The 12,181-nt window shown below is 60.6% G+C and carries 8 protein-coding genes; 3 read left to right on the plus strand and 5 right to left on the minus strand.

Translation table 11 applies throughout. The features are described from left to right. Positions 1–546: 546 nt before the first annotated feature. Both RGV33_RS07020 and RGV33_RS07025 read right to left on the minus strand, forming a co-directional pair. Complete coding sequence (locus RGV33_RS07020) at positions 547–2,724, minus strand: hypothetical protein (protein ID WP_322143645.1); 2,178 nt, start codon at positions 2,722–2,724, stop codon at positions 547–549. A 234-nt stretch (positions 2,725–2,958) separates the two neighbouring features. Then, on the minus strand, positions 2,959–5,220 hold the full coding sequence (locus RGV33_RS07025; protein ID WP_322143646.1) for a bifunctional diguanylate cyclase/phosphodiesterase: 2,262 nt from the start codon (positions 5,218–5,220) through the stop codon (positions 2,959–2,961). 280 nt (positions 5,221–5,500) lie between these two features. On the opposite strand from RGV33_RS07025, the gene RGV33_RS07030 reads away from it, so the two are divergent. Together RGV33_RS07030 and RGV33_RS07035 are read left to right on the plus strand one after the other, a co-directional pair. Then, positions 5,501–6,847: an MFS transporter gene (locus RGV33_RS07030; RefSeq protein WP_322143647.1), complete on the plus strand. Its 1,347-nt coding sequence runs from the start codon at positions 5,501–5,503 to the stop codon at positions 6,845–6,847. Between the two features lie 7 nt (positions 6,848–6,854). Beyond that, positions 6,855–6,977 carry a hypothetical protein gene (locus RGV33_RS07035; protein ID WP_322143648.1) on the plus strand — a complete coding sequence of 41 codons (123 nt, stop codon included), beginning with the start codon at positions 6,855–6,857 and terminating at the stop codon, positions 6,975–6,977. A 57-nt stretch (positions 6,978–7,034) separates the two neighbouring features. On the opposite strand, the gene rapA is transcribed toward RGV33_RS07035, so the two are convergent. Continuing rightward, positions 7,035–9,881 (minus strand): RNA polymerase-associated protein RapA, encoded by a 2,847-nt coding sequence (gene rapA / locus RGV33_RS07040; protein ID WP_322143649.1) that lies wholly within the window; start codon positions 9,879–9,881, stop codon positions 7,035–7,037. Positions 9,882–10,099: 218 nt separating this feature from the next. Here rapA and RGV33_RS07045 point away from each other — a divergent pair, with 218 nt between their 5' ends. Then, complete coding sequence (locus tag RGV33_RS07045) at positions 10,100–10,441, plus strand: aspartate-semialdehyde dehydrogenase (RefSeq protein ID WP_322143650.1); 342 nt, start codon at positions 10,100–10,102, stop codon at positions 10,439–10,441. Here the strand turns inward: RGV33_RS07045 and RGV33_RS07050 are convergent. Continuing rightward, positions 10,438–11,634: an aminotransferase class V-fold PLP-dependent enzyme gene (locus RGV33_RS07050; protein ID WP_416152063.1), complete on the minus strand. Its 1,197-nt coding sequence runs from the start codon at positions 11,632–11,634 to the stop codon at positions 10,438–10,440. The genes RGV33_RS07045 and RGV33_RS07050 overlap by 4 nt on opposite strands. After that, positions 11,631–12,101 carry a RidA family protein gene (locus RGV33_RS07055; RefSeq protein ID WP_322143651.1) on the minus strand — a complete coding sequence of 157 codons (471 nt, stop codon included), beginning with the start codon at positions 12,099–12,101 and terminating at the stop codon, positions 11,631–11,633. The genes RGV33_RS07050 and RGV33_RS07055 overlap by 4 nt, the downstream gene beginning before the upstream one ends. Positions 12,102–12,181 lie beyond the last annotated feature (80 nt).

A 12,181-nucleotide genomic window follows, 5' to 3' on the forward strand; every position in this document is an offset into this window, starting at 1 on the left:
TGGGGCAGTCAGGTCAAAATCAAGAGCAAGAGCACGGCGGCCTGAAAGCCGACCTGAGTGTTAAAAGCCAAGGCAAAAGCTGTAGGAGCTGGCTTGCCGGCGATGCAGGCGACTCGTTCTTTCAGATACACAGAGGCGATGCCATCGCAGGCAAGCCAGCTCCCACATTTGAACCGTGCCCGCCCGCTTTAGCTTTTGATCTGGCTTTTAACACTCAAGCCGGCCTGTAGGCCGCTGTGTTCTTGATCTGCTTGTGATCTTGATCTTAGGCGCCCCGTCAACCACGCTGGCCGAACGCAGGCTTTGGAGCGTGGGTAACCCGGCAGGACGCCGGGTTAGCCGCGCTGGGCCAAGGATGGCCCATCGCGGCGGCCCACGGTCCAAAGCCTGCGTGAGGGCACACCGAGCCTAAGCGAGGTGCCGAGTGGTGGGGCAAGAGCCTTTTGGTTACTTTTGGGCTCCTTTCAAAAGTGACCCGCCGTAAGGGCGGAACCCATATCGGCAACAACCCAAATAACGGATATACACCCCACCCAAGAAACAAGCCTACGCAGTCTTCCCGGTATGGTTGTTCAGCGAAATAACCTTGGTCTTCCCAATCCGGTGACGATAAATCTCACGCAGGTACTTGATCGCCTTCTTCACACAATCCCGCGACAGCCGAATATCGTTGATCGACACAAACTTGTCCTTGTCGTTGATCAACTCACGATACTTCTTCTCATACATCGGTTTGATCGCATACCAGTTGGTATCCAGAATCTTCGCCGGGTTTTCAAACTCATTGAGTAACTCGTCAATCCGGCCCTCATCAAAATCCTCATGGATGATGAAATCCAAAATCGAATTATCCAGCGTGTCATCAAAGCGATACGGGTTGCGCGCAAAGCAGCGCTTGATAAACGCCACGATCAACGTCAAAAAGTCATCCGACAAACATGGGCTCTTGGCGATCAACGTCGTCAGCGACAAGTTGGCCGACGCCCCGATCACCAACGCATAACGCTTGAGCGTGGTATTGGGAAACAGGCTGTTGAGGTGCGTCTTGAGCCGGTTCAGGTCCATATAGGACAGTTTGTAATCCTTGGGCAACGATACAATCGACACCACCGACGAGCAGTTCTTGAAGAAGTGCAAGTCATGCAGCGCCGCCGCGTCATACCCGGAATTCTTGTACTGCTCCAGCGATGCCTTGTAGCGCTTGGACTCGATCGGCAACAGGCTGATACCTTCGATCGCCTGGGTCACTTTGTTGAAGTGCGGCAAATCAATGGAGCGGAAAAACAGGTCATCGATATTCAGCCGCTGCGGCTCTTTTTCGAACACCTTGAACTTGTCGCTCGACGGCGCCGGGGTTTCCGGCACCACGGATTCGGCGTAGGCAATCGCCACCGGACCGGCCAGGCTCATGAACAGGTCGTTGGCATCCAGGCGGATGGTTTCGCCGATGTCGATCCCGGCCCGACGGAAGTAGTTCTGGTCGTAGTCGGTCGTCACCGCCTGGGCCGTCAGAATGTTGAAGATCTGCTGCGAGATGTATTGGTTGGCATGCTTTTCCATGGCATTGACGTCAATGTTCTGGATGTTACCGTCATCGCTTTCCTCGGCATACCGCATGATGTCGTTGGAGATCAGCATCATCGCGTTCCACGGCCGGATGCGGCCTTTCACGCTGGCTTCGCTGCTGTCTTCATTGTCGAAGTTGTACGAGAAGTCCCATTCTTCTGACAGGTATTTGCACAACAGCCGCCCGGCGTTGATGTGCAGTGCCTCAGACATTTCGCTGCGGTGGTCGGAGATGTTCGGCAGTACGCAAATGCCGCTGGTGAAGATCGGCTCGAACACAAAGGCATGGCCGCTCTTGCTGTCGTGCTCGTCGGCAGGCTTGGTGTCGAACGTCTTGTTCATGTACGAGTGCTGCTGGGCCAGGCCGAATTCCGAGGCCATGCCCGAACCGGTGCCGCCGCCAGCGCTGAAGATCGAGAAGTACAGGCGCGACTGGTTGGCCTTGATGCCGCAGGAGTCGATCAAGTACGAGTGGATCATCTTCCAGTCGGGGCTGGAAAAGCGCTGGGTGTCTTTGTTGAGGATGATCTTGGCCAGGTACTGGCCGAGGATCGGTGCGTTACCGGCGCCGCCAGCATGGACTTCCGAGAGGTCCATGATTTTCATCTTGCTGTAGTCGCGCAGGAAGCCGCTTTTCTCACCCTTGCGCGAGAAACGGATGCGCCCGGCGATGTCCTTGTCCAGGTCACCCAGCATCACCAGTGGCTCGACCAGAAACACCGGCTTGGTGCCTTTGTTCGAGCCCAGGCGCAGGTTGTTGCGAATCCACTGGGCCGGGCGGTAGCCCTTGTCGGTGGACTTGTCTTCGTTGCTGAATTCGTTGAGATAAAACTTGCGGGCGTTGTACACCAGCTCCGCCACATCCAGGGCAATGTTCGAACCGCAGCGGCCCAGGCCGATCAGGCACACCGACGGGAACTCTTGCTCGTTGCGCAGTTCACCGTCGACTTCCAGGTGCGGCGCGCGCGGGAACACCATGTCGCGCAGGCCGTCGAGGTTATCGAGGATGCGGTCGGTGTTGGTCTCGGTGAAGTACAGGTATTGCTGGGTGGCCAGCGGGCGGGCGGTGCTCAATGACTTTGAACCTGAGGGTTTTTCCGCAGGAGCTGTCAGCAACACGTCGGATACCGCGGTGGCAGAGTTATTTTTAGAAGTCATTGTGCGCCATGTGCCTGGACGGATGGCTGAAGAAGCATCAAATAGCCATCACGGAATGAGAGATCGCGACTTTACAGTGCGTCCTGGTCCTGGGCGATAGGGTTTAACCCTAGGGTTTTTAGGGGGAATCCTGGCCGGACTCTGATGAATCGGCCGTTCGTCGGAGTTCTTTAACGAAATGATGGCGAATTGCCAAATCCGTGGGAGCAAGCCCCTCCCACAGTTTATTCAGATTCAGCGAATTGGCCGAACGATGGAGGCGGGGCCCGTACGACCTGAAGGCGGGTCTTTCGGCGCGGCTTCTGTGCCGGTGAGGCCCAGCAGGCTGAACATGTTGTGCTGATCGAGGCCGTTGATCACCGCGCCAATATCACTCATCGGCACCGCTGCACTGAGCAGGTAACCCTGAACGAAATCACAGCCGTGTTGCTGCACCACTTCAAACTGTTGCAGGGTTTCCACGCCTTCGGTCACCACCTGCAAGTGCAGGGTATGCGCCATGCCGATGATGGCCTGGACGATCTCGATGTCGGCGTTGGACTTGGGAATGTCCTGGATAAAGGAGCGGTCGATTTTCAAGGTGTTCAGCGGCAGGCGCTTGAGGTAGGCGAGAGACGAATAACCGGTGCCGAAGTCGTCGATCGACAGCGACACGCCCAGGGCGCGAATTTGTCGCAGCAGCGCCAGGGTGCTGCCGATGTTGCCCATCAGCGCGTTCTCGGTGACTTCCAGTTCCAGGCGGTGGGCGGCAATCCCGCCGAAGCGCAGGGCGCTCTCGATTTCATCGGCCAGTTCGTCACGAGCCAGGTTCAGGGCCGAACAATTCACGGCCATGATCAGTTCGGTGTGGCCCTGCTCCGAAAGCAGGCTCAGGTCATGGCAGGCTTGGCGCAGCACCCAATGGTCAAGTTCGGCAATCAGCCCGTTGTTTTCGGCAATGCTGATAAACCGGTCAGGGGTGAGCAGGCCATGTTGGGGATGCTGCCAGCGCACCAGCGCTTCAAGGCGCGTGATCTTGCCTTTTTTCAGGTCAAGGATCGGTTGGTAGAACAACACCAGTTCGTTCTTGCCCCGTAGCGCGGCGCGCAGCTCTTCTTCGAGTTGGAGTTCCAGGAAGGCCCGGGTTTTCAGGTTGGAGCTGAAGAAATTGAGGCTGTTTCGCCCGGCATCCTTGGACTGATACAGCGCCAGGTCAGCGGTTTTCAGTAGTTCTTCGCTGGTCTTTCCGTCTTCGGGGAAGAGGCTGATGCCGATGCTGGTGGTCATCACCATGCGCCGGCCGGCCAATTCGATGGGGTCTTTCATTTTCTGCATGATGCGCTGGGCCATGTGCCGCGCTTCATCGCGATGGTGGATGCTGATGAGGATGCAAAACTCGTCCCCGCCAAATCGCGCGACCACGTCGTCATGGCTGCGCACCGAGCTTTTGATATGGCTGGCCAGCACGGTGAGCAACTCGTCACCGGCGTCATGGCCGAGGCTGTCGTTGATGCGCTTGAAGTGGTCGATATCCAGGAAGATCACCGCCAGCATGCCGTCGCTGGCGGTTTTTTCTGCGAGCTTTTCGGCAAAAATCTGGTTGAAGCCGCGACGGTTGAGCAAGCTGGTCAAGGCGTCGTAGTGCGCCACCTGTTGCAGGGAGGCCCGGGCCTGGTCCAGCTCGGTGAGCAGTGCATTGACCCGGCGCAGGTCGGTTTCCTTGTGTTGCAGTTTCTTGTCCGCCAGGGCGGCGCTGATGCTGCTGCCGATCACCAGTAAGGCGATGACTGCCACCAGCAGGCCCAACTGGATCGGGTTGTTGTCGACGGGCAATGCCGCCGGCACGACATCCTCCGGCACCAGTAGCTGCATGGCCGCCATGCCGGTGAAGTGCATGCTGATAATGCCGGCCCCGAGCACCAGGCTGGCTGCGTACTTGAGCAATTGATGAAACATGCCGGTGCCGTTGCGCAGGTACAGCGACAGCAGCAACGCCGCCAGGCTGGCACCGATGGCGATCACGACGGAGGCGAGGAACAACCCGGTCTGAAAATACACACCGGCTTCGGAGCGCATGGCGGACATGCCGACGTAATGCATCAGGGCAATACCCAGCCCCATCCACACCGACGCCAACATGTACTGATACAGGTGCAAATGCGCGTGACTGAGGGTTTGCATGGCGAACAGCGATGCGATCAGCGCGATCAGCAGCGAGGCAAACGTCATGATCAATTCGTAGTGAATCGCGATAGGCGCCTGGAAGGCCAGCATGCTGATGAAGTGGGTCGCCCAGATTCCGCCGGCCAGGCAGCCCGCGCCTACCCAGCGCCAGTGCCGTTGAGCCTTGGGGTTGTCCACATGGCCGACACGCTCGGCCATGTCCAGCGTGCCGAAGCCCGCTGCACACGCCACTACATACGCAAGTAGCACCAGAAAGGGGTTATGACTGCAATTGAGTAATAAGTGCCCGCTGTCCGGAAGGTCGGTAAAAAAATGCAAACCAAGCCATTCCATAGCATGTCCCGTTACAAAGTCTTCGCCTGACAATGCTTTGAGTATAGAGAGCCTGAGCGGGTTGCAAGGGTTGATGGCAGATTGCTTCTAATCATTTGGCGATGAAGTTATAAGCAACTAGAACTAAATGAATAGGGATGACCGCCAGTGTCGCCCGATGGAGTGACATCAGACTTACGAATCATTACAGACAATCCCCCCGAGCCTGACTAGATTGCAGGTTCCGGGCCCAGGATGCGTCTGGCATCGCGGCTCACATAACAATAAAAGAGACGGACCCATGCAGAACTCGACCCAAGCGGCGAATGCCTGGCGCATTCTGTTCCTGCTGTTCCTGGCCAACCTGTTCAACTTTTTCGACCGCACCATTCCCGCGATCATCATCGAACCCATCCGTATGGAGTGGCACCTCAGCGACTTCCAGCTCGGCATCATCGGCACCGCGTTCACCCTGGTTTATGCGATTGCCGGCTTGCCCCTCGGGCGCATGGCCGACACCGGCTCGCGCAGCAAACTCATGGGCTGGGGCCTGGCGGTGTGGAGCGGCTTGACGGCGGTCAACGGGCTGGTGGGCAGCTTCTGGACCTTTTTGCTGGTGCGCATGGGCATCGGCATCGGTGAGGCCAGTTATGCGCCAGCGGCCAACTCGCTGATTGGTGACCTGTTTCCGGCGCATCGTCGGGCCCGGGCCATGGGCATCTTCATGCTGGGCCTGCCCTTGGGGCTGTTGCTGGCGTTCTTCACCATTGGCGCGATGGTCAAGGCGTTCGACAGCTGGCGCGCGCCGTTCTTTATTGCGGCGGTGCCGGGGTTGATCCTCGCGGTGTTCATGTTCTACATCAAGGAACCCAAGCGCGGCGCTGCAGAAACCGTGCAAGTCTCCCAAGAGAAAGTCGACCGCCCGATTCGCCGGGTGCTGGCGGTGCCGACGTTCCTTTGGCTGGTACTGGCGGGCTTGTGCTTCAACTTCGCCACCTACGCCTGCAACTCGTTCCTGGTGCCAATGCTGCAGCGCTATTTCCTGCTGCCGTTGCAGGATGCGGCGGTGGCAACGGGGGTGATTGTCGGGGTGACCGGCTTATTTGGCCTGACGCTGGGCGGTTGGGTGGCAGACAAGATCCATCAGCGGGTGGCCAATGGTCGGCTGTTGTTCGCGGCGTGCAGCTTGATTATCTCCACCGTCACTACCGCCTGGGCGCTGCATGCGGGGCGGATCGAGATTGGTGTGTTTGTGGCGCTGTTCAGTGTCGGCTGGCTGTTTGCCTATAACTTCTACACCTGCGTGTACACGGCGATCCAGGACGTAGTCGAGCCGCGCCTGCGGGCGACGGCGATGGCACTGTTCTTCGCCGGCTTGTATTTGCTGGGCGGGGGCATGGGGCCGATTGTGGTGGGCGGGTTGTCGGATCATTTTGCCCATTCGGCGATGTATGCCGACGGTGCCCAGCAGATGACTGAAGCCTATAAGGCGGTGGGACTGCATGACGCCATGTACCTGATTCCGGTGGCGCTGTTTTTGACCATGCTGTTTCTGTTCCAGGCGTCCCGCAGTTTTGTGCGCGATGCCCTGCGGATGAAGGATGGATTGGGGGTGGTGGAGGTGCCGGCCAGGGCGGTTACTGCCTGAGATCGAGGTGAGGCCATCGCAGGCAAGCCAGCTCCCACAGTTGACCGAGTTGTTGCTGATGTACACCGTCAATGTGGGAGCCGGGCTTGCCCGCGATGAGGGCATCAAGGTCACCGATGAAACCCCGTGAATAAAAAAAGGCCCGCATTGCGCGGGCCTTTTTGTTTGGCAGGGTAGGGCGGCGAGGTTAGCCCGCGACCAACACCCGGATCGCTTCCAGTCGCAGCGCCGCCTTGTCGAGCATGGCCAGGCCTTGCTCGCGCTGTTGGCGCAGGGCAACCAGTTCGCTGTCACGCACAGTCGGGTTGACCGCTTGCAACGCGGTCAGGCGCGCCAGCTCTTCATCGGTATCCGCCGCCAGGCGACGTTGAGCCTCGGCCACACGCTCGGCGTGACGCGGGGCGATCTTCTCTTCACCGGCGTTGATCCGTGGCGTCAGCTGGTCGCGCTGGGCCTGGATGAACTTGTTGGCGCTGGCCCGTGGCACGCTTTCCAGCTGGTCGTTCAAGGTCAGGAACGAGACGCGGCCCGACAGGTCATTGCCGTTGGCGTCCAGCAGGCAACGCAGCGCCGCCGGTGGCAGGTAGCGGCCCAGTTGCAGCGAGCGCGGGGCAACCACTTCGCTGACATAGAGCAGTTCCAGCAACACGGTGCCCGGCTTGAGCGCCTTGTTCTTGATCAGCGCCACGGCGGTGTTGCCCATCGAACCGGACAACACCAGGTCCATGCCGCCCTGCACCATCGGGTGTTCCCAGGTGATGAACTGCATGTCTTCGCGCGACAGTGCCTGGTTGCGGTCGTAGGTGATGGTCACGCCTTCGTCGTCGCCCAAGGGGAAGCTGGCGTCGAGCATTTTTTCGCTGGGCTTGAGGATCAGTGCGTTTTCCGAATGGTCTTCGCTGTCGATGCCGAAGGCGTCGAACAGGGTTTCCATATAGATCGGCAGGGTGAACTGATCGTCTTGCTCGAGGATGTCTTCCACCAGCGCATCACCTTCGCCGGCGCCGCCGGAGTTGAGCTCCAGCAGACGGTCGCGGCCGGTGTGCAGCTCGGCTTCGAGGCGCTCGCGCTCTGCACGGGCCTCGTCGATCAGCGCTTGCCACTCACCGTCGTCGGCGTTTTCCAGCAGCGGCAGCAGGCGCGGGCCGAACTGGTGCTGCAAGGCGTTGCCGGTCGGGCAGGTATTGAGGAACGCATTCAGCGCTTCGTGGTACCACTGGAACAGCCGCTCTTGCGGGCTGGTTTCGAGGTACGGCACGTGCAGTTCGATCACATGCTTCTGGCCGATCCGGTCCAGACGGCCGATCCGTTGTTCCAGCAGGTCCGGGTGGGCCGGCAGGTCGAACAGCACCAAGTGATGGGAGAACTGGAAGTTGCGGCCTTCACTGCCGATTTCCGAGCAGATCAGCACCTGGGCGCCGAACTCTTCGTCTGCGAAGTACGCAGCGGCGCGGTCGCGTTCGAGGATGTTCATGCCCTCGTGGAACACCGTGGCCGGGATGCCGGAGCGCACGCGCAGGGCGTCCTCCAGGTCCATCGCGGTTTCGGCGTGGGCGCAGATCACCAACACTTTGGTGCGCTTGAGCATTTTAAGCTGGTCGATCAGCCACTCGACGCGCGGGTCGAAACGCCACCAGCGTTGTTCTTCGTCCACGTCCGGCTGCGACTGGAAGCTGACTTCCGGGTACAGCTCGGCGTGCTCGCCCAGGGGCAGTTCGAGGTATTCGTCCGGGCACGGCAGCGGGTAGGCGTGCAGCTTGCGCTCCGGGAAGCCTTGCACGGCGGCGCGGGTGTTGCGGAACAACACACGGCCGGTGCCGTGGCGGTCCAGCAGTTCGCGCACCAGGCGGGCACTGGCTTCGGCGTCGCCATCGTTGACGGCAGTCAGCAGCGCTTCGCCTTCGTTGCCGAGGAAACCCTGGATGGTCTTGTGGGCGGCTGGAGACAGGCGGCCCTTGTCCAGCAGCTCCTGGACGGCTTCGGCCACCGGGCGATAGTTTTCGCTCTCGGCGCGAAAGGCGTGCAGGTCGTGGAAGCGGTTCGGGTCCAGCAGGCGCAGACGCGCGAAGTGGCTGTCCTGGCCCAGTTGCTCAGGGGTTGCGGTCAGCAGCAGCACGCCCGGAATCACTTCGGCCAGTTGTTCAACCAGCGTGTACTCGGGGCTGGCTTTCTCTTCGTGCCAGACCAGGTGGTGAGCTTCGTCGACTACCAACAGATCCCAGCCGGCGGCGAACAGTGCGTCCTGGGCTTTCTCGTCGTCCACCAGCCATTCCAGCGCCACCAGCGCGAGCTGGGTGTCTTCGAACGGGTTGGCAGCATCGCTTTCGATAAAACGTTCTTCGTCGAACAGCGCGACCTGCAGGTTGAAGCGGCGGCGCATCTCTACCAGCCACTGGTGCTGGAGGTTTTCCGGTACCAGGATCAGCACGCGATTGGCGCGGCCCGACAGCAACTGGCGATGGATCACCAGGCCGGCTTCGATGGTCTTGCCCAGGCCCACTTCGTCGGCCAGCAAAACCCGTGGCGCGATACGGTCGGCGACTTCACAGGCGATGTGCAGTTGGTGCGCGATAGGTTGCGCGCGCACGCCGCCCAAGCCCCAGAGCGCAGACTGCAACTGGCGGCTGGTGTGTTCCAGGGTGTGGTAACGCAGGGAGAACCAGGCCAGCGGGTCGATCTGGCCGGCGAACAAACGGTCGCTGGCCAGGCGGAACTGGATGAAGTTCGAGAGTTGGGTTTCCGGCAGGGTGACCTGCTCGTTCTGCCCATTGAGGCCGTGGTAGACCAGCAAACCGTCGACGTCGTCGACCTCTTGCACGGTCATTTTCCAGCCTTCGAAATGGGTGATGCTGTCACCCGGCGAAAACCTCACGCGAGTGAGGGGCGCATTCCGTAGCGCATACTGGCGAGTGTCGCCAGTGGCCGGATAGAGCACGGTCAACAAGCGGCCGTCCTGTGCCAGAACGGTGCCTAACCCCAGCTCTGCTTCGCTGTCACTAATCCAGCGTTGCCCCGGTTGATACTGCTGCGCCATGCTGCCTGACTCCCGCCGTGAAAAAGCCGACTATCTTAACGGAACGCGGGCCCCAGCCAAAGGACTCTGACAAAAACTACCAAGCTTTACAGGTGGTTCGGGCTGCAATCGACGGGTGGCAAGGCACTTGCGACTGACGACTGAGTCACAACTTGGCAAACGACGGCTCAAGTGGATGCCGCACCAGCCGACAGCCTGCTGACAGGAGACTAATAATTATGCTGCCACCCATGCTGCCCTTGAGTGTTGTGCCGGTCACGTCGCAGCTCGACCCGGTCCGTCAGAAACCGGATATCCCGCCCGTGGCGCCTGTTCAGGCAAGCTCCAACGAAAGCACCATCGACCTGCAAAAACGCGACCCCGAGGAAGCAGCACTGTTGCTGCGCGAGGAACAGCGACGCCAGCAGGAACAGCAAAGGCGCCGTCGCGAAGCCGACGAAGACCCGCAGGAGCACCTGGCCATTCCCGGTGACGAACTCAACGCCGACAACACCGTGCCCGTGGTGCCGCTGATCGAAGATGCGCTCCGGCAAGGCTTGTGGGTGGACGTCGAGGTTTAACCCCGCAACTCGTGCAGGGCGGCGAACAGTTGCTCGATGTCTTGCGCGGTATTGAGGTAACTCACAGAGATTCGCGCCACGCTCTGCAGCTGGCGGGCCTGCATGTCCAGTGGGGTGTAGGGCACGCCGTTGGCGCCAATGTTGATCCGCTTGAGCCCCAGGCGCCGTTTGAGCTCGAAGGCGTCCCAGCCGGCGAGGTTGAAGGCGATAAGGCCGGACTGGTTCGCGGCAGTTCCCAAATCATGCAAGGTAACCCCCTCGATTCGGCGCAGTTCTTCGCGCAGGCTCTCGCTTAGAAGCTGGACCGTCTGGCGGACGTGCTCAACCCCCAGCCGATTGATCTCCAGCAGCGCATTGCCCAGGCCTGCCAACAACGCGAATGACACTTCGCTGGTTTCAAAGCGCCGCGCGTCGTTGCGCAGATCAAAACCCGCAGGGCTCCAGGGTGCAGAAAGCACGTCGCGCTGGGCCGGGTTCAAACGCTCCAGAAAATCCGCCCGCACGTAGAGCAGCGCTGTCCCGCGCGGGCCCCGTAGATGTTTGCGCCCGGCACCCTTGAGCACATCGCACCCCAACGCTTGCACATCCACCGGCACTTGGCCGATGGCTTGCCCGGCGTCAATGAAGTAGGCGATACCGTGACGCCTGGCCAACTGGCCGATGGCCTCGGCGGGGTTGATCAAACCGCTGTTGGCGGGGAGCCAGGTCAGGTCGATCAACCGCACCCGGGCGTCGAGCATGGCTTCCAGGCCGGCGACAGACACGGCGCCGGTTTCATCGCAAGGGATCACCTCCACCTGTGCACCGGCTTGCACGGCCGACTGCATGCTCGCCAGGTTGCCACCCCATTCGTGGCGGCCCACCAGGATGCGGTCACCCGCTTGCCACGGGCCCAGGGCCTGGAACGCCATGCTCCAGGCGGTCGAGCCACTGCTGGCAAAGGCAATCGAGGACGCCGGCGCATTAAGCAATTGGGCAGCGGCGCGACGGGCTTTCTCCGCCAGCAGCGCACCGTGCTCGCCAGCTTCCATTGGGCCGTCGCGGGCTTCGCGCTGCAACTGGTCAATGATCGCGTCGAGCGTCCCCTGGCTGGGCAGGGATGCTCCAGCGTGGTTGAAGTGGACGATGCCCGACTGGCAGCCCGGCGTTTCGTCGCGTAGTGCCCGGACTTGCGCCAGGGACAGCACGGTCACGGTTGCAGCTCGAAAATCGCATCGATCTCCACCGCCACGCCGCCCGGGAGGCTGGCGACGCCCACGGCCGTGCGGGCGTGGCGGCCTTTGTCGCCGAGGGCGTTGACCAGCAGGTTCGAGGCGCCATTGGCCACCGCGCCCTGGCGCTGGAAATCCCCGCTGCTGGCGATAAACACGCCCAGCCGGATGATGCGTACCAGCCGCGAAAGGTCATCGCCCAGGGCATCGCTCAATTGCGCCAGCAGGCCCAGCGCGGCGAGTTCGGCAGCCTTGGCACCTTCGTCTTCGCTGATGGATTCGCCCAGCCGGCCAATGAACGTCGGTTTGCCGTCCTGCAGCGGGATTTGGCCGGAGATGAACAATTGGTTCTGGCTGATCACGTAATTGACGTAGTTGGCGATTGGCTGGCTGGGTGTCGGCAGGCTCAGGCCGAGGGCTTGTACACGTTGGGCAATGGAGTGGCTCATGTTGAATCCTCTTGGGAAGAGTCATCAGCATGGGGCAGGGCAATTTTTGCCGACAAACGGATAGATCTAACTCGACGTAT

This window comes from Pseudomonas sp. Bout1, assembly GCF_034314165.1.
Lineage (GTDB): Bacteria > Pseudomonadota > Gammaproteobacteria > Pseudomonadales > Pseudomonadaceae > Aquipseudomonas.